This is a genomic window from Bittarella massiliensis (ex Durand et al. 2017) (assembly GCF_009876955.1).
Lineage (GTDB): Bacteria > Bacillota > Clostridia > Oscillospirales > Ruminococcaceae > Bittarella > Bittarella massiliensis.
The window spans coordinates 40,470-64,262 of record NZ_WWVY01000001.1; the positions used below are offsets into that span (position 1 = coordinate 40,470).

Consider the following 23,793-nt stretch of genomic DNA (forward strand, 5'->3'; position numbering starts at 1 on the left):
GCGTGAAAGAACTGTCCCTCTCCTCCCCCTGTTTTGAAGAGGGGGGGCTCATCCCCATCGAGTGCACCGGCTACGGGGCGGACCGCTCCCCCGAGCTGGCCCTGAGCGGGCTCTGCAAGGAGGCGGTCACCCTCGCCCTGCTGATGGACGACCTGGACCACCCCATCCCGGCCTACAACCACTGGGTGGTCTGGAACATCCCCCCCGTCATCCTCCTCCCCGGCGGCCTGCCCGGGGGCGATCCGACGGGTCCCCTGGGTCGGGCGGTGCAGGGGGTGGGCTACGGCAAAAATCGGTACCGGGGACCCAAGCCCCCCTTTCACTGGTCCCACCGCTACCGCTTCCGGGTCTTTGCCCTCGACTGCCGGCTGAAGCTGCACCCCACTTCGCGAAAGAAGCAGCTGCTGAAGGCCATCCAGGGCCACGTGTTGCAGGAGGCGACCCTCACCGGGCACTTTCGCTGATTTCCATTTGAATGGGGAAGAAAAACAGGGGACCGCTGTCGGCGGTCCCCTGTTTTGTCCGTCAGCGGCGCTTTTTTCGTCGCAGGAGCCGGTCCAGCAGCAACCCGTACCCCAGATAGCTCAGCACAAAGAGCAGGTAGTGGGGCAGCCACCGCGCCAGCGCCTGCCAGCGGGTGAGGGAGACCCCGCTGGAGAGGGGGGAGAGCACCCCCGGCGCCAGCCAGTGCAGCAGGGCGGTGAGGGGCAGGTTGGCCAGGGGCAGCAGGTTTTGCCGGCGGGAGGAGGACAGGGCGCACTCCCTCGCCAACACCGGCAGAATGCCGATCGCCGGAAACCAGAGCCCACAGCGGGCATGCCATCTCTTCACCGTCCTTCCTCCTTCCATATCACCCGGCGGTCGTCCCCTCGCCCCGCTCCCAGCCGATCCAGGGGGCGCGGGAGAAGGGCTCCTCCCCCATCTGCCGCCCCTTTTGGTACTGCAGGGGGGTCACCCCGAAGCGGCGGCGGAAGGCGGCGCAGAAGGCCCGGTAGTCGGCAAAGCCCGCCGCCAGGGCCAGGTCCAGCAGCCCGCCCTCCCAGCCGTCCAGTTGTCCCAGGGCCCAGTCCAGCCGCAGGGACTGGAGGTGGGCCTTGAAGCCGGTGCCCAGGCAGCGCCGGAACAGCCGCGACAGGTGGGTCGCCGAGAGCCCCAGCGCCGCCGCCGTCCCCTCCAGGCTCACCGGTTCCCGAAAGTGCCCGGCCAGAAAGTCCAGGGCCTGGCGGCAGCGCTCCCACTGGCGAACGCTCCCCTCCCCCGGGGGGGCGTCCGCCGTCCGGCAGTCGCGCAGCAGGCAGTGCAGCAGCTCGCAAAACCGGGCGTTGAGCAGCAGGTGCCCCAGAGGGTCGCCCGCCGCCGCCTTCCACTGGGCGAGCAGGGCGGCCATCGCCCCGGCCAGGGCGGGGTTTTCCACCGGCCCCCGCAGGAAGCCGGTCCGGTCGAACCCGGCGTCGTTTTGCCGCAGCAGGGCCGGGGTGAAAAAGACCGAGATCCCCTCGGGCGCGTCCGTCTTGTGGGGGGTCAGGCTGTGCACCTCGCCCCCGGGCACAAGGGCCACCGCCCCCGCCGGCAGGGAGAAGCTCTCCCCCTTGAGCACCAGCTCCACCGGGGTGGAGAGGTAGCAGTTGACCTCCAGCTCGGGGTGCCAGTGGGCGGGGACCGGGTGGATGCCCGTCTCCCCGTGGATGTAGAGATTGCCCAGCAGCCGCCCGGTGGGCCGCATCTGCTCCCAGATCGCCTCCGTCATCTCGCATCCTCCTCTCCTCCCTCTCAGGGTAGCCGATTGGCCCCGAAACTGCAACGGAAAAACGCAAGTTTTGCCTATTTTTTTTAGGGAATGGGAAGGAAAGTCCCCCTCCCGCTGCGGTACAATGCAGTCAGAGACAGCCGTCCGCCCGCTGTGGGGCGCGGCGGCCAAGGAAAAGGGAGGGCAAAGAATGCACCAAATCGAAGAGATCCTGCAGAAGATGACCCTGGCGGAGAAGGCCCGCCTCTGCACCGGCGCCACCCACTGGAAGACGGTGGCCATGCCCCAGTACGGGGTGCCCAGCCTGGTGATGGCCGACGGCACCAGCGGCCTGCGGCTGCAGCAGGGGAGCGAGGACAAGGAGGAAAACGACCTCTACGAAAACGTGATGTTCTTCTCCTTTGACAGCGAAGAGGCCCTGGCCCGCACCATCCCCAGCACCTGCTACCCGGCGGGCTCGGCCCTGGCCTGTTCCTGGAACCCCGAGCTGGCCCGGGAGGTGGGCGCCGCCATCGCCGAGGAGTGCAAGGCCCAGGGGGTGGGGATGCTCCTGGGCCCGGGGATGAACCTGCGCCGCCACCCCCTGGCCGGCCGCGGGTTCGAGTACTATTCCGAGGACCCGGCCCTCTCGGGGGAGATGGCCGCCGGGATGGTGGAGGGGATCCAGAGCGGCGGGGTGGCTGCCTGCATCAAGCACTTTGCCTGCAACAACGCCGACTACAAGCGCACCTGGATCGACTCGGTGGTGGAGCCCCGCGCCCTGCACGAGATCTACCTCGCCGGCTTCGAGCGGGCGGTGCGAAAGGCCCGCCCCTGCGCGGTGATGGGGGCCTACAACAAGGTCAACGGGGTGCAGGCCTGCGAGAGCGAGGAGCTGCTCACCCACATCTTGCGGGAGCAGTGGGGCTTTGACGGCCTGGTGATGAGCGACTGGGTGGCGGTCAAAAACTCCAAGGAGGCCTTTCGGGCCGGGCTCAACTTTCAGATGCCCCCCAGCAAGAGCTGCGTCGACGTCCTGGTCGCCGGGGTGGAGGACGGCAGCATCCCCGCCGAGCGGCTGGACGAGAGCTGCCGGCAGATCCTCAAGCTGGTGCTGCACTACAGCAAAGAGGGAAAGGAGCGTCCCCAAGTCGACTGGCAGGCCCACCACCAACTGGCCCGCAAGGCGGCCGCCCAGTGCGCCGTGCTGCTGAAAAATGACGGGGTCCTCCCCCTGGGCCCGGGGGTGAAAAAGGTGGCGGTGCTGGGCAACCTGGCCAAAAAGCCCCAGTTCAACGGCACCGGCTGCGCCGCCATCAACGCTCGCTGCCCCGACATCCCCTTTGACGAGCTGGCCGCCCTGGCCGCCCCCGGCTGCCAGCTGCAGTTTGTCCCCGGCTACACCGCCGACTACCGGACCGACCCCGCCCTGCTGGCCGAGGCGGCCAAGGTGGCGGCCGAGGCCGAGGTGGCCCTGGTCTTTGCCGGCGCCTTCCTCCCCCCCGAGGACGACGACTTCAACCGCAAGACCATGGCCCTGGAACCCGCCACCGAGGCCCTTGTCGAGGCGGTGGCCGCGGTGCAGCCCAACACGGTGGTGCTGCTCTACAACGGCGAGTCGGTGGCCATGCCCTGGATCGACCGGGTGGCCGGGGTGCTGGACCTCTGGTTCTCTGGCGAGGGCAGCGGCCGCGCCGCCGCCGAGATCGTCTGGGGGCTGCAAAACCCCAGCGGCCGGCTGCCGGTGACCCTGCCCAAGCGGCTGGAGGACACCCCGGCCTACCTCAACTTCCCCGGCGCGGGGGACAGCCACTTCTACTGCGAGGGCATCTACGCCGGCTACCGCTACTACGACAAAAAGCGGGTGGAGCCCCTCTACCCCTTCGGCTACGGCCTCTCCTACACCGATTTTGCCTACAGCGAGCCCCGGCTCTCCACCCGGGAGCTGGCGCTGCCCGGCCGGGTCTGCTTCTCCTGCCAGGTGGAGAACACCGGCTCCATGGCCGGGGCCGAGGTGGTGCAGCTCTATCTGCGCGACCGCTGCTCCAAGCTGCCCCGCCCCGAGCGGGAGCTGAAGGCCTTCTGCCGGGTGGAGCTGGCCCCCGGGGAGAAAAAGCGGGTGGAGCTCTGGCTGGACAGCCGGGACTTCTGCTACTATGACCCGGCCTGCGGCTGGGTGGCCGACAGCGGCGAATATTTGCTGCAGGTGGGCCCCCACTCCCGGGACATCCGCCTGGAGGAGCGGCTGCAGCTTGTCAGCGACCGGGCGGCCCCCTTCGCCATGACCACCGACACCCACTACACCGACTTGCTGGAAAATCCCACCGCCCGCCGGGTCTTTTACGACTACCTGGTGGAGAAGGGGCTGCTGTTGCCCGAACAGATCGGCCCCGCCCTGGACGAGCACTTCAAGGTCATCTTCTGGGGGATGGCCCAGCACCTGGACGGCGCCACCGGCGACCGCTTCACCCCGGCCATGGCCGAGGAGCTGACGGAAAAGATCAACGCCGCCCTGGCCGCCGAGAGGTAGGCCAAAAGGACCCCCGCGAGGGCAGATATGCAGTCTTGCCAAACCGCGTCAACGCCGCCGCCCGAATGACCGGGCGGCGGCGTTTTTCTTTTTTAGGCCGGATGCGCTATACTGATTTTTGTTTTGCGCCGCGCGCAGAGAGGGGAGGGGAGAGCGGTGCGCCGATTTGTCTACCCCATCGGCCCGGCGGAGGCCGGGCGGACGGTCAAGTCCCTTTTAAAGGGAAAGGGGTATTCCAGCCGGGCCCTGACCCGCCTGAAAAAGGATCCCCTGGGGCTGCTGCGAAACGGGGCGCACGTCCGCACCGTGGACCTGCTGGCCGAGGGGGACAGGCTGGAAGTCACCCTGCGGGAGGAGGAGAACACCTACGCCCGCTGCGACACCCCGGTCCCCATCCTCTGGGAGGACGAGGACTTCGTCGCCTTCGACAAGCCGGCGGGGATGCCCTGCCACACCTCCTGGGCCCACCCGGCCGACACCCTGGCCAACGTCTTTGCCGCCCACTGCGACCGGCTGGGGATGCAGGCCCCCTTTCGGGTGCTGGGGCGGCTGGACCAGGACACCACCGGCTGCGTGCTGGTGGCGAAAAACCAGCTGGCGGCCTCCCTGCTGGTGGCCCGCCCGGCCTGGGTGAAAAAGGTCTACCTGGCGGCGGTGTCCGGCGCCCCCCAGCCCCCTGCGGGGAGGGTGGACGCCCCCATCGCCCGGGCGGGGGAGGACAGCGGCCTGCGCCGGGTGGACCCGGCCGGGCAGCGGGCGGTGACGAACTACCGCACCCTGCGCCCCCTGCCCGGCGGGCGCAGCCTGCTGGCCTTTTCCCTGGAGACCGGGCGCACCCACCAGATCCGGGTGCACATGGCCCACCTGGGCCATCCCCTGCTGGGCGACGCCCTCTACGGCGGGGACTGCGCCGCCCTCTCCCGGCAGGCCCTGCACTGCGCAGGGCTGGCCTTTTTCCACCCGGAGAGGGGGGAGTGGGTGCGGCTGTTTGCCCCCCTGCCGGCGGACATGGCCGCCCTCTGCGGCCCGGTGGGGGAGGAAACCCTCCCCTTTTGGCGGCAGGAAGTCCCGGAATAGGGGAAAAATGGGCTTCTTTGCAGGGGAAAATCACAAAAAGTTACAGAGTTTGTAACTTTTTAAAAGACGAAAAAACCGCATGGCAAAGCCGTTTTTGCCGTTTTTGATTCGCTGGAAGATACTTGAAATCGGGGAAAAGGGGTTGAAATCTTACAGCACAGAGGTATAATAGTAACCAAGTTGTAACCTTTCTGTAAGATTTGCAACCAGTACAGCGAGTAAGGAGTGATTGGATGTCGCATCTGTCTGGCGGCCTGTTTGGCAAGAAGCGTTCCGTTGGCGAGCAGGACCACAGCGGGGGCACCGGGAAAGAGAAGAGAGATTGGAAGCGCACCTGTCGATACATCCTCCAAAGGGTTGACCGCTACGGCTGCTATGTCGGCACCGTGGCCATACACCGGTGGGCCCGGTTCACCAAGGTGATGAAGAAGTTCTTCACCTCCCTGGGGATCGCCCTCCGCCGCCTCCCCCACAACATCCGCAAGAGCTTCGCCCTCTTTTTGGTCTGGGCGAAAAAGCATATCGCCTACCCCCTGGAGCGGGCCTTTCACCACGTGGTGCAGGGCGCCAAAGAGGTGCACCGGGCCCACAAGGACCCCAACCGCTCCGGCCGCGAACAGCTGGGCCACTGGTATGGGCGCACCAAACCCACCCTCTTTAAGGTGCTCAACTACCTGATGCCGGTGGCGGCCCTGGGGGTCAGCGCCGCGGTCATCGCCCTCATCCTCAACTTCAACTTTGTCCTCAAGGTCGAGTACAACGACCAGGTGGTGGGCTATGTGGACAGCGAGACCACCTTCAACGAGGCCAAAAAGGTGGTCAACGACCGCATCGCCATCAAGGACGAGGAGGGGAGCGAGTTCATCAAGAGCCCCACCTACTCCATCGCCGTGGTCCCCAAGGCCGAGGTGGTCACCACCGAGGCCCTGGCCGACACCCTGATCGCCTCCTCCGGCGAGGAGATCACCGAGGCCGCCGGCCTCTATGTGGACGGGGCGCTGCAGGGCGCTGTGGTGGACGCCACCGCCCTGCAGGCCGAGTTGGCGGCCATCAAGGCCCCCTACGTGGAGGAGTACCCCGAGGGCACCGTCGACTTCTCCAAGTCGGTGGAGATCAAGACCGGCCTCTACCCCAACGAGACGGTCAAGAGCGACGAGGAGATCATCGCCCTGCTCCACTCGGAGGAGCAGGCGGAAAAGACCTACACCGCCGAGTCGGGGGACACCCCCATCGGCATCGCCGCCAAGAACAACGTCACCCTCTCGGAGCTGGTGGCCCTCAACCCCACCATTGAAGACAGCCTCTACGCCGGCACCCCGGTGCGGGTGCAGCGCTCGGTCCCCTACCTGCAGGTGAAGGTGGTGCGGGAGATCACCTACGAGGAGTCCATCCCCTACGAGACCGAGACCAGCGAGACCAACAGCTACAACAAGGGCTACGAGAAGGTCGTGGTCCAGGGCCAGGAGGGGGTCAAGGAGATCACCGCCAAGCAGACCCTCATCGGCGGCGAGGAGACCGACAAGGAGATCCTCGCGGCCAAGGTCATCTCCGAACCGGTGACCGAGAAAAAGGTGGTGGGCACCAACGTCCCCGCCCCCTCCTACTCGGGCAGCACCCAGACCTATAACGGCAGCGGCCCCACCGGCAGCGGCTCCCTGCGGTGGCCGGTGGCCGGCGGCTATGTCAGCTGCGGCTACTGGGGCTACTACGGCCACACCGGCATGGACATCGCCGCCCCCAGCGGCACCGCCATCTACGCCGCGGACGACGGGGTGGTCTCCAAGGTCAGCACCAGCGGGCCCTACGGCTACCACATCATCATCAACCACGGCAACGGGATGCAGACCCTCTACGCCCACTGCAGCGCCCTCTACGTGTCGGCCGGCCAGTCGGTCTCCCGCGGGCAGAAGATCGCCGCCGTGGGCCGCACCGGCAACGCCACCGGCAACCACTGCCACTTTGAGGTGCGCGTCGGCGGCTCGGCCAGGAACCCGGCCAGCTACGTCTAAGCGCCCGATCGCCTTTTCCCCAGCGGGGCAGCTCAAAAGAGCTGCCCCGCTTTTTTTGCAGGGGCGGTTGTCCTTGTAAGGGGGGCGGAGGGGATGGTATAGTGGGAGACAGAAACGGCCGCCGGCGCGCCCGGCGGGAAAAGGAGAGGGTCGACCGATGTACGAGCTGTCCGCGCGGGCTTTTCGCGGCGACATGATGGATGCCATGGCCGCCGACCGCGACTTTTTTCACGCCCACCCGGAGCTGGGCTTTGACCTGCAGGAGGGGTGCAATCACATCCGCCGCCAGCTGGAGCACGAGGGCTACGCCCCCAAAGAGATCTGCCCCTGCGCCCTGGTGGCCACCGTGGGCCGCGGCCGGGGAAAGACCATCCTCCTGCGGGCCGACTACGACGCCCTGCCGGTGGACGAGCCCGCCGGGCACCCCGCCCGCTCCCAGAACCCGGGGGCGGCCCACACCTGCGGGCACGACGCCCACGCCGCCATGCTGCTGGGGGCCGCCCGCCTCCTCAAGCGGGTGGAGGACCAGATCGAGGGGACGGTGAAGCTGGTCTTTCAGCCCAACGAGGAGGGGGTGGACAAGAGCTGCCCCGGCGCCAAGGCCATTGTGGACGCCGGGGTGCTGGAGGACCCCCCGGTGGACGCGGTCCTGGCCCTGCACGCCCTGGCGCCCTATCCCCTGGGGGCGGTCTGCGCCCACCCGGGGCGGGTGCTCACCTCCACCGACAGCTTCCACATCACCGTCAATGGCCTGGGGGGCCACGGGGCCATGCCCCACAACTGCGCCGACCCCATCGCCGTGGCCGTCCGCCTCTACCAGGCCCTGGAGGAGCTGGTGGCCCGGGAGACGCCCCCCTCCGCCACGGCGGTGCTCACCGTCGGCGGCATCCGCGCCGGGGGGCCGGGGGGGATCATCCCCTCCAGCTGCGAGATGTGGGGCACCCTGCGGGCCTACGACCCGGACCTGCGCACCCACCTGCTGCGTCGGATGGAGGAGCTGTGCTGGAAGCTGCCGCCCCTCTACCGGGCCACCGCCTCCATCGAGCAGCAGCTGAAACTGGGCTCCATCCACACCGACAGCGCCCTTTTGGCCGAACTGGCCCCCTTTGTGCGGGAGATCGTCCGCCCCGAGAAGATGGACCTGGCCGCCGGCCCGGTGATGCCGTCGGAGGACTTCTCCTTTCTCTCCAACCGGGTGCCCACCGCCCACCTCTACCTGGGCTTTGGCGAGCCGGGGGATGGCGGGGCGGACGGGGCCGAGAAGTCCGCCCTCTTCCTGCGCGACCGGGCCCTGCCCACCGGGGCGGCCCTCTACGCCAACTGCGCCCTGGAATGGCTGCGCAAAAACCGCCTGCCGGGCTGACAAAATTCCCCTCTCCCAACCCCCGCCGACCGGAATCTGGAAAATTTTTTGGGGCATTCTACTAGGGAGCCCCCGCCCGGGAAGAGCCGCCGAAAAATGCGCCGCACTCTCTTTTCAACAAACGGCAAAGATGGTATACTATAATTTGATTTACCGGGAAGGGTCTTTGCGCCCTTTTTCGGGACGTCACCGGCTTTTGCCGACCCAACAGACACAGCAGGCCGCCCGGCGGCCAGAGCAGAAACGACTGCAGAAGCATACCAGAGGGGCTGTCCCGCCCGGGCGGGCGAAGGGCGGCCGCCTCTTTTCGGCCACCGCGCCCACCCCCTTCGGGGCCCTTGGCGCGGGTTTGGGAGGCGGGCATCTGCCCGCAGATAAAGGGAGAGAGTTTGGATTTGGAAAAGATCGTTATTCGGGGCGGAAAGCCCCTCATGGGGGATGTGAACATCAGCGGCGCCAAGAACGCGGCGGTGGCCATCCTGCCCGGGGTGGTGCTGGCCGAGGGGCCCTGCATCATTGAAAACGTGCCCGCCATCAGCGACATCGCCACCACCGTGGCCATCTTGCAGTCCATGGGGGCCACCGTCACCCCCATCACCAAAAACACCCTGCAGATCGACCCCACCACCATCAACTGCACCGACGTGCCCCACGAGCTGACCAAGTACATGCGGGGCTCTTACTACTTCATCGGCTCGATTTTGGGCCGGTACGGCGAGGCGCGGGTCGCCCTGCCGGGGGGCTGCAACTTCGGGGTGCGCCCCATCGACCAGCACCTCAAGGGGCTGGAGGCGCTGGGCGCCCAGGCCACCATCAACGACGACGTGATCCACGTCAAGGCCGACCGGCTCATCGGCGCCCACGTCTACTTCGACATCGTCTCGGTGGGGGCCACCATCAACGTGATGCTGGCCGCCGTCAAGGCCCAGGGGGTCACCATCCTGGAAAACGTGGCCAAGGAGCCCCACATCGTGGACCTGGCCAACTTCTTGAACTCCATGGGGGCCGACATCCGCGGCGCCGGGACCGACGTCATCAAGATCCACGGGGTGGAGCATCTGGGCCAGACCGAGTACGGCATCATCCCCGACCAGATCGAGGCGGGCACCTACATGGTGGCCGCCGCCCCCCCCCGCGGCGACGTGCTGGTGAGCGGGGTGATCCCCAAGCACCTGGAATCCATCACCGCCACCCTGCAAAAGGCCGGGGTGCAGGTGACCGAGTACGACGAGGCGGTGCGGGTCAAGAGAGAGGGCCCGGTCTGCAAGTGCAACGTCAAGACCCTGCCCCACCCGGGCTTCCCCACCGACATGCAGCCCCAGATCACCGCCCTGCTCTCGGTGGCCGACGGCACCAGCATCATCACCGAAGGGGTGTGGGACAACCGCTTTGCCTACACCGAGCAGCTGCGGAAGATGGGGGCCGACATCCAGGTGGACGGCCGGGTGGCGGTGGTCAGCGGGGTGCCCGCCCTCCACGCCGCCGCCATCCAGGCGGTGGACCTGCGGGCCGGCGCGGCGGTGGTCATCGCCGCCCTGATGACCGAGGGCACCAGCGAGATCAGCGACATCCGCCACATCGAGCGCGGCTACGAGGAGATCATCTCCAAGCTCCGCGACCTGGGGGCGGACATCAAAAAGGTGGAGGAGTGACCTCCCGTCCCCCTTTGAAAAAGGAGATTTTATGACTTCCATTTGTTCGCTCTACAGCGGCAGCAGCGGCAACAGCACCTACATCGGCGGCGAGAGCGGCGGCATCCTGGTGGACATGGGCAAGAGCTGCCGCCAGACCCTGCAGCAGATGGCCCGGCGGGAGATCGACCCCGCCGGGTTGCTGGGGGTCTTCATCACCCACGAGCACATCGACCACGTGCGGGGGCTGAAGGTGTTTTTGAAAAACCGGCCGGTCCCCCTCTACGCCTCGCCGGCCACCGCCGCCGCCCTGCGCCAGAAGGACGCCCTCCCCCCCGAGGTGGAGGTCCGCTACATAGACGAGAGCTGCCCGGCCCGGCTGCCCGGCTTCTCGGTGGAGGCCATGGCCACCAGCCACGACTGCGAGGGCAGCCAGGGCTACATCGTCACCACCGACGAGGGGCGCAAGATCACCGTGGCCACCGACATGGGGGTGCTGCCCGACCGGTTTTACGAGCGGGTGGAGGGCAGCGACGCGGTGCTCATCGAGTCCAACTACGACGAGGACATGCTCCGCGCCTGTGGCTACCCCTACTACCTGAAGCGGCGCATCATCTCCGAGAGCGGGCACCTCTCCAACGACTGCTGTGCCGACGCGGTGGAGGAGCTGACCCGCCGGGGGGTCAGCCGCTTTCTGCTGGCCCACCTGAGCATCAACTCCAACTTCCCCGGGCTGGCCTTCGAGACCAGCGCCGCCAAACTGCGGCAGATGGGGGCCCTGGTGGGCGCCGGGCAGGACGTGATGCTGGAGGTCATGCCCCGGGACGAGGCCTCCCTCCTCTGGGCGTTTTGAGATGATGCGGGTCAATCTGCTCTGCGTGGGCCGGTGCAAGGAGCGCTACCTGCAACAGGGCTGTGCGGAGTACGCCAAGCGGCTGCAGGCCTTCTGCAAGCTGAACGTGATCGAGCTGCCGGAGGAGCGGCTGCACGACAGCATAGACGAGGTGATCCGCCGGGAGGGGGACCGGCTGCTGGCCAAGATGAGCGGCAGCTACGCCATCGCCCTCTGCGTGGAGGGGCGGCAGATGTCCTCCCCCGCCTTTGCCCAGCTGCTGTCCGGCCTGCCCCTCTCGGGGCACAGCTCGCTGGATCTGGTGATCGGCGGCAGCTACGGGCTGGACGAGCGGGTCAAGGCCGCCTGCCAGCTGCGGCTCTCGGTCTCGGAGATGACCTTCCCCCACCAACTGTTTCGGGTGATGCTGCTGGAGCAGCTCTACCGGGCCTTCTGCATCGGCGGCAACATCAAATACCACAAGTGAGAGAGGAGCGCCTGTCCGGCGAACGAGCCGGGCGGGCGCTCTTTGTCGCCCGGCGCAGGACGGGTGGGGGAGAGAGACCCCGGCACAGGGAGGGGGGCCCTGGCCGGGGGGCCTCTCCGCGCGGCCCCCTTTTCTCCATTGTACAGGGGAATGCTGGTCGAAAACGTCCTGTTGTACCGGGGAAGGGTGTGCCTGTTCCCGAACAGGCGGGCGCAGGGGGAGCAGGGCCTCCGCCTCCCGCCCGGCGCAAAAGCCGAATGGCCGGGGGGGTCCGGGTGGAGACGGCGTGGCCGCCTCCGCCGCACCCATGCCCCCACCGTACAGCCCCGCCAAACGCCCTCCCCCCATTGACAGGGCCGTTTCCGCCGGGTATGATGGGGGCAGAGAGGGGGGATCGCCATTCCGGAGCGGAAAATCGCGGTGGGCTACCGGCAGAACGACGCCCTCCGCCAAAGCCTGAACGCCCTCACCGAGGCGGTCTTCGGCCTCTCCTTTGAGGGGTGGTATCGGGCCGGCTATTGGGGGGAGGGCTACATCCCCTACTCCGTCGTGGAGGGGGAGCGGGTGGTGGCCCACGTCTCGGTCAGCCCCATGGAGTTCTGGGTGCGGGGGCAGCGGCGGCGCTACCTGCAACTGGGCACGGTGGAGACCCACCCCGCCTGCCGGGGGCAGGGCCTCTCCGCCCGGCTGCTCCGGCGGGTGCTCGCCGACTGGAAGGGGCGGTGCGACGGCCTCTTCCTCTTTGCCAACCCCAGCGTGTTGGACTTCTACCCCAAATTCGGCTTTGTCCGGGCAGAGGAGCAGCTCCTCTTTCGCCCCTTGTGCGGGGCGGGGGAGGGGACGGCCCGTCCCCTGGACACCAGCGACCCGGCGGTGCAGCGGGAGCTCTTCTCCCTGGACGAGGGCGCCCCGACAGGGGCCGACATCTGGCAGGTGGGCGGGGGCCCGCTCTGCCTGTTCTACGCCCTGGGCCCCCTGCAAAACGGCTTTTACCGCCTGCCGCGGGGCGGGGTGGCCGCCGCCACCTTTGCGGGGGAGACCCTCACCCTCTGGCAGCACTGGGGCCCCGACAGCCTGAACGAGGCGGTGGCCGCCCTGGCGGGGCCGGCGACCCGGCGGGTGGAGCTGGGCTTCTGGCGGGACCAGGCCCCTGGCTTTGCCCCCATCCCCTGCGCGGGGGAGGACGCGCTCTTTGTGCAGGGGGATTTTGACTGGCTGCCCGAGGGGCGCATCCCCCTGTGCAGCCACACCTAGCAGCGGGCGCACTGCGCCGGAAGGAGGCGTTTGCAATGCTCTTTTGGATCGGGCGGCCGGAGATCTACATGGGCTACTCCCTGGCGGAGAGCACGGCCATCACCCGGGCTCTGACGAAAGCCGGCATCCCCTACTGCTGGCGCACCCCCAACAGCGACCGGATGGGCCGCTGGGACTGGGGCGGCGACGGCAGCGGCTCCCGCTTTGAAAAGCTCTATTACATCTACGTCAAAAAGCAGGACAAGGAGGCGGCGGAGCAGATCGTCGCCCAGGTGCGGCGGGAGCAGAGGGGCCGCTGACCCCCATCCCGCGGCAAAAGAGGGCCCGGCGGAAGGAAACTCCCTTCCGCGGGGCCCTCTTTTTTGCGCCTACCAGCCGCCCTGCCGGTCCAGTTGCCGGTACTGGATGACCTCGGCCATGTGGGCCTCGGCGATCTGGTCGCAGCCGTCCAGGTCGGCCACGGTGCGGGCCAGCTTGAGCAGCTTGTCCCGCGCCCGGGCCGATAGTCCCAGGGTGTCAAAGGCCTCCCTCAGCAGCCGCTCGGCCCCGGGGGTCAGGGGGCAGACGGCCTCCACCGCCGCCGGGGAGAGCCGGGCGTTGCAGAGGGCGCCGGTGCGCTCCGCCCGCTCCAGCTGCCGCTCCCGGCCCGACGCCACCCGCGCCCGCACCGCGGCGGAGGATTCCCCCCGCTCCCGGGAGGAGAGGTCGCTGTACTCCACCGGCTCCACCGCCAGGTGCAGGTCGATGCGGTCGAGGATGGGGCCGCTGACCCGCCCGCGGTAGCGGGCGATCTGGCCGGCGGTGCAGGTGCAGGGCCGGGTGGGGTGGTGGAGGTAGCCGCAGGGGCAGGGGTTGAGGGCGGCGGCCAGCATGATCTCGCAGGGGAAGGTCAGGGTGTGCTGGGCCCGGGTGATGGTGACCGAGCCGTTTTCCAGGGGCTGGCGCAGGGCGTCCAGCGCCCCGCGGGAGAACTCGGCCAGCTCGTCCAGAAACAGCACCCCGTTGTGGGCCAGGGAGATCTCCCCCGGCCGGGGGGTGGGGCCGCCCCCGGTGAGCCCCACCGGGCTGATGGTGTGGTGGGGGGCGCGAAAGGGCCGCCGGCGCACCAGGGCGGTGTCGGGCGGCAGCAGCCCGGCGATGGAGTGGACCATGGTGGTCTCCAACTGCTCGGCAAAGGTCATGGGCGGGAGGATGGAGGGCAGCCGCTTGGCCAGCATCGACTTGCCAGCCCCCGGCGGCCCCACCATCAGCAGGTTGTGGCCGCCGCAGGCCGCCACCTCCAGCGCCCGGCGGGCCAGGTACTGGCCCTTGACATCGGCCAGGTCGGGGAGCATCTCCTCTCCCTCCGGCACGCTCTCCCGCCCGCCGGCAAAGGGGGAGATGGGGGCCGTCCCCGTCAGGTGGGCGACGACCTCCTCCGCCGTGGCCGCGGGCAGGATGTCGATGCCCTCCACCACCCCGGCCTCCCAGGCGTTCTCCCGGGGCAGGAAGAGGCGGGCGAACCCCCGCCGCTTGGCCTCGATGGCCATGGGCAGCACCCCGGCCACCCGCCGCAGGTCGCCCTTGAGGGAGAGCTCCCCCAAAAAGGCCGACCCGGACAGGTCCGCCCTCAGCTGCTGCGAGGCGCAGAGCACCCCCAGGTAGATGGCCAGGTCGTAGACCGAGCCGGCCTTTCTCACGTCCGCCGGGGCCAGGTTGACGGTGAGCCGGCTGACGGGAAAGGAAAAGCCGGTGTTTTTGACGGCGGCGCGCACCCGATCCCGCGCCTCTTTGACCGCCGCACCGGGCAGCCCCACAAGGTCGAAGGCGGGCAGTCCGCGGGCGGCGTCCACCTCCACCGACACCGGGTAGGCGTGCATCCCGTACACCCCAAAGCTGGAAAGCGCGCAGAACAACCGCCTCGCCCCCTCTCCTCGTGCGTGTGCCGGACCGCCGCCCGGCCGCGCTGTTAAATTCATTATAGCGCAGAATTTGTCGAAAGGAAAGGGAGTAGGGCGACGGGACAGCAAGAGGAGGGCCGAGGTTTTGCAAATCGTAAGAAATTTGTGCGGCCCTCCGTCATCCTTTGGCGCTATCCTGAGGGGAGCAAGAGAGGGGGAGTGCCCGGTGACAAAACGCGGCAAGAGAGGATTTCGCTTTCGCTGGTGGATGGGGGCCCTGCTGGCCTTTTTGCTGCTGCTGGCCCTCTGGTGGCAGCAGACCTGTGCCCTCGTCACCACCAAGGTGGCGATCGAGAGCGGGAAGGTGAGCGCCCCCCTGACCCTGGTGCAGCTCAGCGACCTGCACGGGGCCACCTTCGGCGGGGGCAACCGCGCCCTGCTCTCGCGGGTGAAGCAGCAGGAGCCCGACGCCGTCCTGGTCACCGGCGACATGTACACCCGGGACGACGAGCGGGGCAGAGCCACCGCCCTGGCCCTGCTGGAAGAGCTGGCTGGGCAGTATCCGGTCTACTTTGTCCCCGGCGAGCACGACGGGGAGGAGGGGTTTCTCTCCGCCCTGCGGCAGCGGGGGGTCACGGTGCTGGACTACGAGACCGCCGAGCTGACGGTGGGGGAGGAGACGATCCTGCTCTACGGCATCGACAACCAGTCCTACACCGGCACCTTTGACCTGCACAACGCCTTCCCCTCCCCGCCGGAGGACCGCTTCAGCATCCTGCTGGCCCACATCCCCAACGCCCGGGCCTTCTTCGCCTTTGGCGCCGACCTGACCCTCTGCGGCGACACCCACGGCGGCCAGGTGCGGCTGCCCCTGCTGGGCCCGGCCCAGGTGGACGGCCGCTGGTTCCCCCGGCTCCAGGGCGGCCCCATCTACGACAAGGGCCTCTACACCAAGGGGGAGACAAACCTCTTCATCTCCAGCGGGCTGGGCAACTACCCCCTGCCCCTGCGGCTCTTCAACCGCCCCGAGGTGGTGCGCATCACCATCCGCCCCGCGGTCTAGAAAGACGGCGGGAGAGACGCCGTTTGACCGGTACGGAAAACTGTTTAAAGGGTGCCCTCTTGTAAAAGGGGGTGCCTTTTTTAGAGCGAATTTTTTTGTAAAATGCCAGCTGTTTCCCCTGCAACGGGGTGGGGAGGCAGGGCTTTGCCGTCAAATAAAATCGAAAAAAGATTTTTTGTGGTGGAATAAGTAGAAATAAAGGAGTATGATAAAAGTACCCTTTTTCTTTCAAGTTTATCGCTCTAAAATATCGAATAAGCCAGTTGAAAATATGAGAAGAACAGGTTTTCTTCTGTACTGATCCCCCTCTAAAACAGAGAAAGAAAAAGAACACAATTTTTTTGTTCGCCGCTGTGAGACGTCAACTTTGGCAGAGGAGTAAGCCTGCGGATACGCCAGGGAAAACGGGCAACCTGCCGCCGGGCCGTACGCGGTGGACAAACGAGGGGGCAGAGCCGGGCGCTCTGTCCAAGAGGAGGATGCATAATGGGAAAGAAATGGCTTTCAGGGCTGCTTGTAGTGGAACTTTTGGTGGGGGTGATCCCACCCGGCGCCGTGCACGCCGCCGACCCGCCCGAAATCATCGACTCCGATCCCATCCTTTTTTTGGGGGACACCGATGTGGTATTGACGGAGGGCGAGGAGGCAGGCTATACCAAACTCTACTGGGATGAAAATAAAAATGGCGTGGTGGACAGCGGCGAGCAGCCCCTCGCCATTGACAGCACCAGCTTACAGGGCGACCGGGACAAGGGCTATGACCTCTCTGGGCGGGAGATCGCGGCCGGGACCCTGGCCTATCCCTATCCGACCCCCATAGAGGATGTCCACATTTCCATGACCGGCGGCACGATCGACAGGTTGAGCGGCAGCTATATGAGCCCTGTCGAGGGGGATGTGACCATCTCCGTGACGGGGGGCCGGATCGTCGGCGCCAATGGGCAAAACGGGATCATCGCTGCAGTCAATTTTGATACCGCCTCGGTTGGTGGGGACGTCTCCATCTCGATTGGCGGCTCGGCCTTCGTCGCCCAGGCGGTGTACAGCGGCTCCGTCAGCGGGAATGGCAGTTTTGCCGGCAAGGAGTCTGTCACCATTTCGGGGAACGCGGTCATCGGCAGCGAGAGTTTGGGCACATGTGGGGTGTTTGCCGGCGGCCAACAGTTTGGCGATACCTGTGCGGGCGGGTGTACCCTCACCGTGACAGACGGCTCGATCGTGGGGGACCTGGGGGGCAGCGGCTACCGGGGAACCAAATTTGGGGGAGATGTCACCGTCAACCTCACCGGCGGCAGCGTGAGCGGAAATTTGATTGGCTGCCGGGCCAGTACCCCCGCCCCCAAATACGCGATCAATATGAGTGGGGGAGTGGTAGAGGGCTCGGTGGTAGGTAGTCAAAAGTGTGTGGCAGGAAGTGCTTTTGAACTCAACCTCACCGGGGGCACAGTGCGAAAAGATGTGATCGGGATGTGCGATACCGGCGCTTGGTCTGGGGGGATTAACCTGGGCGGCGGCCAGATCGACGGTCAGCTCATGCTCCGCAAGACGGCCGAAGTGCAGGCGCCCACCAGCGGCGGCATCACCTTGCAGGGGCAGCCTGCCTTTGGCGCGTCCGGCTCCATCCTGTTGAGGGAGGGGGAGGTGATCACCCTCACCGGCCCCCTGACCGGCTCGGCGGGCGGCATTCGGGTGGCACCCCAGGTGAAAGCGGTGGGAACGGCGGTCATTGTTCCCGCGAATGAAGGGCTTCAAACGGCGCTGCGGGCCGACCGCTTCACCGGCGTCGAACTGAACGAGGATACCGCCCTCTGCCTGAATGACGAGGGGGATGTCATCGCCATCACAGGGGCCCAGACCCTCGCCTACGACTTGGGGGGAGCAGCCGGCACGCCTCCGGTGGGCGGCCTCTACTATCCGGGCGAATCCGTCACCCTTGCAACAGCTCCCTCCCGGGAAGGATATGCCTTCCAGGGCTGGAAGGTGGGGGATTCCCTCTATGCAGCGGGGGGATCCCTCGCCATGCCGCGCGGGGCGGTGACCCTGATTGCACAGTGGGCCCCGGCAGGCAATCTGGACGTGTCGGTGAGCGATGAGACAAAGCCCCTTCCGGGGGCGCTGGTCGTCGTCAAAGAGGGGGAGAAGATCCTCCAATCCCAGGTCGCCGACGGGATGGGGAAAGCGGTTTTTAACGACCTGCCCTATGGGGTTTACACCCTGGAAGTCACCTGCCAAAACAGCGCGGGCATCGATGTGATGCGCACCTGCAGCGTCTCGGTGGAAGGGGATAGCACCTCTGTGTCGGTGTCCTTTAAAGACGCGCAGCTGCGGCTGAACACCCAGATTTCCGGCAGTGTCCCCGTGGCGGCCGACGGCCTGGAAGAGGCTGTTTCCCAGGCGGAGAAAGAGGCCATTCGCGGGGCGAGCGGCGAGGGGTCTGCGGTGGAGATCACCGTGACCCTGACCGCCGAGCCGGTGTCGGAAAATGCCCCGGAGAGGGAGGTGTTTGCAGGCCCTGTCGCCCAGACGGACCATCTCCTGCTCGACTACTTCGACCTCTCCCTCACCAAAACCCTCAAGGTTTTGCAGGGTGGGGTGGAGGTGGAGCGCTCAGCGGAGCCCATTGTGGAGTCGCCGGGCCTGCTCACCGTCTACCTGCCCATGTCCGGCGATTTGGCGGACCAGCTCGCCGCCAATCACCGCGCTCTCGAGGACATCGTCGTCTGGCGGCAGCACGGGGATACCCCGCCTGTCCAGCTGGCGCGGGGCAGCGCCGCGAGCGGGGGGGGAGTGCTACTACATCGACACGGTGCAGGGGATCCCCTATGTTGTTTTGCGGGTACAAAAATTCTCGGTATATGCGTTGGGCCTGCGCCAGAGTACCCCGGTCTACCAAATCTCCGCCGTTGCAGGGGCGGGGGGGACGATCTCTCCCAGCGGCGTCACAGACTGTTTGGAGGGGTCGTCGCTCACCCTCTCCATTGTGCCGGACGAGGGGTATGGGATCGCCTCGGTCAAGGTCAATGGCGAGGAGATCGGCCCGGTGGGAACATACACCTTCTCCAATATCGCTGCACCCGGTCAGATCGAGGCCACCTTTGCCGAGAAAGCGGCGCCCCCTTCGCCGGACGTACCCGATGTGCCGGACGTGCCCGATGTGCCCGATGCACCGGATCTGCCCGAGACCCCCGACGCGCCGGGATCGCCTGACAGCTCGTCGCCGACGACGGGGGATGGCTTCGTTTGGCCGGTTGCCGGCGGCCTGTTTGGCCTTGCCGCCATCGCCCTGTTCCTGGGCAAGAAGCGGAGCGGGCAGATTTAAAGCTCCCTTTGAAGGGGCGCTCTGCCGGCGGGCGGGCTCAGCACGAAAGGGCCCCGTGTCCCCCGCTCGGGTGCGCCCGCGCAAGGGCGATCCTCTGCAATAGGGGGCCGGAGCGTCGGCCCTGACGGAAGAAGAGGCGGCTGTCCGCAGAGGGACGGCCGCCTCTTTGTGCGGCGACGGCTCCCGCGTCTCCTGTCAAACGTTTCTCTCCCTCTATTTTTCGGCAGAGAAGGCAGACACGAAAGTGTCTGCCTTCTCTGTTGCCCCCGCACCGCCCGTCTGGGCCGTGCGGCTCTCCATCTCTTTTGGGCTGTTCAGGGGGCGACCATCACCTCGCCTGCCGAGCGGTTGCCCAGCCCGTCGGCGATCTCGGCGCGGTAGACGCCCTCGGGCAGGGCAAAGGAGAGGGTGTCCCCTCGCTGCGCACCGGCAGGTAGACGGCGACAGGAGAGGATCCGACGCCTTTAAAGCACACTTCCCCATTCCCCGCCAACTGCCCTCCCGCCGAAGCCGCAGTTTACAGAATGCAACAGAATGTAGGGGACAAAACCGGCAAATCTCCCCCTGCCACCCCCCGCAAAAAGGTAAAATCCAAAGAGGGCCCGGCCGGGAAACGCCCCGGCCGGGCCCTCTTTCCAATCAAAAGGGGAAAATCGCCTTACTTTTTGGCAAACACCCTGGAAACCAGCTTGGCCAGCTCCACCAGGGGGATGGGCAGCAGGCTCAGCCCCGCCACGGCCAACCAAGCTTTGGCGGGCAGCAGGTACATCCCGAACACCCCCGCCACCGGCGGGATCAGGGAGACCAGCAAAATCAGCGCCAGGCTGCAGAGCACCGCGCCGTTGAGGTACTTGTTGGCAAAGGGGTTCTGGGCGAAGAGGGAGCCCTTGGCGCGGATGTTGTAGACGTGCACCAACTGGCTGCAGGCCAGCACCAAAAAGGCCATGGTCCGCCCCTCCTCCACCAGGTCGCTGCCAAAGACGTAGCGGCCCAGGGCATAGCCGGTGATGGTGAGCCCGGCGATCATCAGCCCCTGCAACACAATGTGCACCCAGAGGGCGGGGTTGAAGATCCCCTGGCTCTTGGGCCGGGGCGGCTCGTCCATGACGTGTTTGTCCACCGGGTCCATCCCCAGGGCCAGGGCCGGCAGCCCGTCGGTCACCAGGTTGACCCAGAGCAGCTGGATGGCGGTGAGGGGGGAGCCGAAGGAGAGGAGCATGGAGCCCAGCACCGTCAAGATCTCGCCGATGTTGCAGCTGAGCAGGAACTCGATGGACTTGACGATGTTCTGGAAGATGCCCCGCCCCTCTTTGACGGCCACCACGATGGTGGCGAAGTTGTCGTCGGTGAGGACCATGTCCGCCGCGCCCTTGGCCACGTCGGTGCCGGTGATCCCCATGGCGCAGCCGATGTCGGCGGCCTTGAGGGCGGGGGCGTCGTTGACCCCGTCGCCGGTCATGGAGACGATCTGCCCGTTTTTCTGCCAGGCCTTGACGATGCGGATCTTGTCCTCGGGGGTGACCCGGGCGTAGACCGAAAACTCGGCGATGCGCCGGTCCAGCTCCTCCTCGCTCATGGCGGCCAGCTCCGCGCCGGTGATGGCCCGCTCGCCCTCCTTCAAAATGCCCATCTGCCGGGCGATGGCCGAGGCGGTGACCACGTGGTCGCCGGTGATCATCACCGGGCGGATGCCCGCCTTCAGGCAGGTGGCGATGGCGTCCCTGGCCTCCTCCCGGGGCGGGTCGATCATCCCGATGAGGCCCATCAGGGTCAGCCCCTGCTCCAGTTCGGCCGCGTCCTCCGGCAGGGGAAGGAGGGAGATGACCTTGTGGGCCACGCAGATGACCCGCAGGGCCTCGCCCCCCATCTCCTCGTTGATGCGGCGGGCGGTCTCCACGTCCCCAGCCACGCAGCGCTCGCTGAGGATGTCGAAGGCCCCCTTGACGATGACGTGCAGCTGGTCGTCGATCAGGTTGACGGTGGTCATCAGCTTGCGGTCCGAGTCGAAGGGCAGGTCGAACTGGCGGGGGTAGGCGGCGTTCAGGGCCTCCTGCTCCTCGCCGGCGCGCAGGGCGGCGGCGACGATGGCGGTCTCGGTGGGGTCGCCGATGTGCTTGAGGGTGCCGTCGGGCTGGGCGGAGACGGTGCCGTCACAGCAGAGGGTGCCCAGCTTGAGCAGGGCCACCGCCGGGTCGGAGGGCCGCTCCTCCCGGGAGATGTCCTCGGCCCGGTCCTCGCCGTCCACCCAGGTCTGCAACACGGTCATCCGGTTTTGGGTCAGGGTGCCGGTCTTGTCCGAGCAGATGACCGAAGCGCTGCCCAGGGTCTCCACCGCGGGCAGCCGGCGGATGATGGCGTTTTTCTTCACCATCCGCGACACGCCCATGGCCAGCACGATGGTGACGATGGCGGGCAGCCCCTCGGGGATGGCGGCCACCGCCAGGGAGATGGCCGTCAGCAGGATCTCGCCGATGGGGGTGCCCCCCAGCAGCCCGATGACAAAGATGACCGCGCAGACGGCCAGGGCCACCAGCCCCAGGATCTTGCCCATCTGCTCCAGCTTGTGCTGCAGGGGGGTCTGGCCGTCCTCCTCCCCCGAGAGGAGGGCGGCGATGCTCCCCATCTGGGTGGACATGCCGGTGGAGGTGACGATGGCGGTGCCCCGGCCGTAGCTGACGCTGCAGCCGCTGTACACCATGTTGTGCCGGTCGCCCAGGGGGGCGTCCTCCGGCACGGTGCCGGCCGCCTCCTTCTGCACCGGCACCGACTCGCCGGTGAGGGCCGACTCCTCGCATTGCAGGCTGGAGGAGGAAATCAGCCGGGCGTCGGCGGGGACAAAGTCCCCCGCCTCCAACACGATGATGTCGCCGGGCACCAGCTCGGTGGAGGAGATGACCTCCGCCTGGCCGCCGCGGATGACCCGGGCGTGGGGGGTGCTCATGTCCTTGAGGGCCTCCAGCGCCTTTTCGGCCTTGCTCTCCTGGGCGACCCCCAGGCAGGCGTTGAGGAGGACGATCCCCACGATCACCACCGGCTCCAAAAAGTCGCCGTGTTCATCCACAAAGGCCATCACGGTGGAGACCACCGCCGCCAGCATCAGGATGATGACCATGGTGTCTTTGAGCTGGGCCAAAAAGCGCTGCAGCAGGGTCTTGGGCTTTTTGCCCTGCAGCTTGTTCTCTCCCACCCGGCCCAGCAGGTCGGCCGCCTGGCTGGGGGAGAGGCCCTTTTCCAGGTCGGAGTCGAGCTGCCCGGCGATCTGCTCCGGGGTCTGGCTGTGCCATGTCACGTTTACAACACTCCTTTTTTGCTGTCCGCCGCTCCTGCCGCACCCCGGGGGCGCGGGGGAAACCGGCTGTTATCAGTATGCAAAGGTTGGCGCAGGGGAATACCACCATCATAGCTTTCTTTTCTTCTTTTGGCAACTATTGGGGGGCTTTGCCGGCCCTTTTTTCCGCCTTTTGCCCCCGCCCGTGTTGACAAGCCCCGGCCGGGGCGGGTATCCTCTCTTATATAGGAAAAACGAGGGGAGGGCCCGCGCCCCGCCCCACCGGAGAGGGAGAGAGACCATGACCTACTTTCAGTGCGACTACGTGGAGGGCTGCCACCCGGCCATCCTCCAAAAACTGTGCGAGAGCAACCTGGAACAGACCCCCGGCTACGGCGCCGACCACTACTGCGAGAGCGCCCGCCAAAAGATCCGCGCCGCCTGCGGAAGGGAGGACCTGGACGTCCACTTCCTGGTGGGGGGGACCCAGGCCAACACCACCGTCCTCGCCGCCCTGCTGCGGCCCCACCAGGGGGCCCTCTGCGCCGAGAGCGGGCACATCGCCTGCCACGAGACCGGCGCCATCGAGGCCACCGGCCACAAGGTGCTGCCCCTGCCCTCGCGAGACGGCACCATCACCGCCGCCCAGGTGGACGACTACTGCCGCGCCCACTTCACGAGCGACGTCAGCGAGCACATGGTGCAGCCGGGGGCCTGCTACATCTCCCACCCCACCGAAAACGGCACCCTCTACACCAAAACCCAGCTGGAAGAGCTGGCGGCCGTCTGCCGCCGCTGGGGGCTGCCCCTCTACCTGGACGGGGCGCGGCTGGGCTACGGCCTCGCCAGCCCGGAGAGCGAGCTGGACCTGCCCGACCTGGCCCGGCTCTGCGACGTCTTCTACATCGGCGGCACCAAGTGCGGCGCCCTCTTCGGCGAGGCGGTGGTGATTTCCGATCCGGCCCTCAAAAAAGACTTTCGCTACTTCATCAAGCAGCGGGGCGGGCTGCTGGCCAAGGGGCGGCTGCTGGGCATCCAGTTCGACGTCCTCTTCGAGGGCGGGCTCTACCGCTCCATCTGCAAGCGGGCGGTGGAGCAGGCCATGGCCATCCGCAAGGCCTTCCTCGCCGCGGGGGTGCCCCTCTACTTCGACTCCCCCACCAACCAGCAGTTCTTCGTCCTCACCCCCGCGCAGGGGGAGGCCCTGGGGCAAGACTTTGCCTTCGAGAGCTGGGGGGAGCTGGATGATGGGCGGACGGCGGTCCGCTTCTGCACCAGTTGGGCCACCCGGGACGAGGACGTGCAGGCCCTGGTGGGGGCCATCGCCGCCCTCTAGCAAAAAAGCCCATAGGAG

General features: G+C 67.1%; 17 protein-coding genes and 1 pseudogene. 14 read left to right on the forward strand and 4 right to left on the reverse strand.

What is annotated here, in order from left to right:
- The first annotated feature begins 2 nt into the window (after positions 1-2).
- Complete coding sequence (locus tag GT748_RS00215) at positions 3-464, forward strand: YbhB/YbcL family Raf kinase inhibitor-like protein (protein ID WP_021661182.1); 462 nt, start codon at positions 3-5, stop codon at positions 462-464.
- A 61-nt stretch (positions 465-525) separates the two neighbouring features.
- Here GT748_RS00215 and GT748_RS00220 read toward each other — a convergent pair whose 3' ends face one another.
- The gene (locus tag GT748_RS00220; RefSeq protein WP_044993389.1) at positions 526-831 is read right to left on the reverse strand and encodes a hypothetical protein; all 306 of its coding nucleotides are present in this window, start codon (positions 829-831) and stop codon (positions 526-528) included.
- 19 nt (positions 832-850) lie between these two features.
- Positions 851-1,747, reverse strand: a complete 897-nt coding sequence (locus tag GT748_RS00225) for a helix-turn-helix transcriptional regulator (RefSeq protein WP_021661180.1) — start codon at positions 1,745-1,747, stop codon at positions 851-853.
- Between the two features lie 190 nt (positions 1,748-1,937).
- On the opposite strand from GT748_RS00225, the gene GT748_RS00230 reads away from it, so the two are divergent.
- The 9 genes from GT748_RS00230 to GT748_RS00270 all read left to right on the forward strand — a co-directional run bounded on the left by GT748_RS00230 (position 1,938) and on the right by GT748_RS00270 (position 13,208).
- Positions 1,938-4,256, forward strand: a complete 2,319-nt coding sequence (locus GT748_RS00230; protein WP_044993387.1) for a beta-glucosidase family protein — start codon at positions 1,938-1,940, stop codon at positions 4,254-4,256.
- 156 nt (positions 4,257-4,412) lie between these two features.
- Complete coding sequence (locus GT748_RS00235; RefSeq protein ID WP_044993385.1) at positions 4,413-5,333, forward strand: RluA family pseudouridine synthase; 921 nt, start codon at positions 4,413-4,415, stop codon at positions 5,331-5,333.
- 233 nt (positions 5,334-5,566) lie between these two features.
- Positions 5,567-7,342, forward strand: coding sequence for a M23 family metallopeptidase (locus GT748_RS00240; protein ID WP_021661176.1), 1,776 nt, complete (start codon positions 5,567-5,569; stop codon positions 7,340-7,342).
- A 157-nt stretch (positions 7,343-7,499) separates the two neighbouring features.
- Complete coding sequence (locus GT748_RS00245; RefSeq protein WP_073261268.1) at positions 7,500-8,705, forward strand: M20 metallopeptidase family protein; 1,206 nt, start codon at positions 7,500-7,502, stop codon at positions 8,703-8,705.
- A 395-nt stretch (positions 8,706-9,100) separates the two neighbouring features.
- Positions 9,101-10,357, forward strand: a complete 1,257-nt coding sequence (locus tag GT748_RS00250) for a UDP-N-acetylglucosamine 1-carboxyvinyltransferase (RefSeq protein WP_161222297.1) — start codon at positions 9,101-9,103, stop codon at positions 10,355-10,357.
- 31 nt (positions 10,358-10,388) lie between these two features.
- A complete protein-coding gene (locus tag GT748_RS00255) occupies positions 10,389-11,189 on the forward strand; it encodes an MBL fold metallo-hydrolase (protein ID WP_021660249.1) in 801 nt (266 codons plus the stop codon).
- A 1-nt stretch (position 11,190) separates the two neighbouring features.
- On the forward strand, positions 11,191-11,655 hold the full coding sequence (locus tag GT748_RS00260) for a 23S rRNA (pseudouridine(1915)-N(3))-methyltransferase RlmH (protein WP_021660248.1): 465 nt from the start codon (positions 11,191-11,193) through the stop codon (positions 11,653-11,655).
- A gap of 420 nt (positions 11,656-12,075) precedes the next feature.
- On the forward strand, positions 12,076-12,909 hold the full coding sequence (locus GT748_RS00265) for a GNAT family N-acetyltransferase (protein ID WP_161222298.1): 834 nt from the start codon (positions 12,076-12,078) through the stop codon (positions 12,907-12,909).
- A 35-nt stretch (positions 12,910-12,944) separates the two neighbouring features.
- Complete coding sequence (locus tag GT748_RS00270) at positions 12,945-13,208, forward strand: hypothetical protein (RefSeq protein ID WP_161213399.1); 264 nt, start codon at positions 12,945-12,947, stop codon at positions 13,206-13,208.
- A 69-nt stretch (positions 13,209-13,277) separates the two neighbouring features.
- On the opposite strand, the gene GT748_RS00275 is transcribed toward GT748_RS00270, so the two are convergent.
- A complete protein-coding gene (locus tag GT748_RS00275) occupies positions 13,278-14,804 on the reverse strand; it encodes a YifB family Mg chelatase-like AAA ATPase (protein ID WP_073261263.1) in 1,527 nt (508 codons plus the stop codon).
- Between the two features lie 211 nt (positions 14,805-15,015).
- On the opposite strand from GT748_RS00275, the gene GT748_RS00280 reads away from it, so the two are divergent.
- The 3 genes and pseudogenes from GT748_RS00280 to GT748_RS15860 all read left to right on the forward strand — a co-directional run bounded on the left by GT748_RS00280 (position 15,016) and on the right by GT748_RS15860 (position 19,171).
- Positions 15,016-15,852 (forward strand): metallophosphoesterase, encoded by an 837-nt coding sequence (locus tag GT748_RS00280; RefSeq protein ID WP_143161650.1) that lies wholly within the window; start codon positions 15,016-15,018, stop codon positions 15,850-15,852.
- Positions 15,853-17,385: 1,533 nt separating this feature from the next.
- Positions 17,386-17,901 (forward strand): annotated as a pseudogene (locus tag GT748_RS15855) (InlB B-repeat-containing protein); the annotation flags it as partial.
- 433 nt (positions 17,902-18,334) lie between these two features.
- Positions 18,335-19,171: an InlB B-repeat-containing protein gene (locus GT748_RS15860; RefSeq protein WP_353590210.1), complete on the forward strand. Its 837-nt coding sequence runs from the start codon at positions 18,335-18,337 to the stop codon at positions 19,169-19,171.
- 658 nt (positions 19,172-19,829) lie between these two features.
- Here GT748_RS15860 and GT748_RS00290 read toward each other — a convergent pair.
- Positions 19,830-22,460 carry a cation-translocating P-type ATPase gene (locus GT748_RS00290; protein WP_021658717.1) on the reverse strand — a complete coding sequence of 877 codons (2,631 nt, stop codon included), beginning with the start codon at positions 22,458-22,460 and terminating at the stop codon, positions 19,830-19,832.
- Between the two features lie 280 nt (positions 22,461-22,740).
- Between GT748_RS00290 and GT748_RS00295 the strand changes: the two genes are divergently transcribed.
- Positions 22,741-23,775: a threonine aldolase family protein gene (locus tag GT748_RS00295; RefSeq protein WP_021658715.1), complete on the forward strand. Its 1,035-nt coding sequence runs from the start codon at positions 22,741-22,743 to the stop codon at positions 23,773-23,775.
- Positions 23,776-23,793 lie beyond the last annotated feature (18 nt).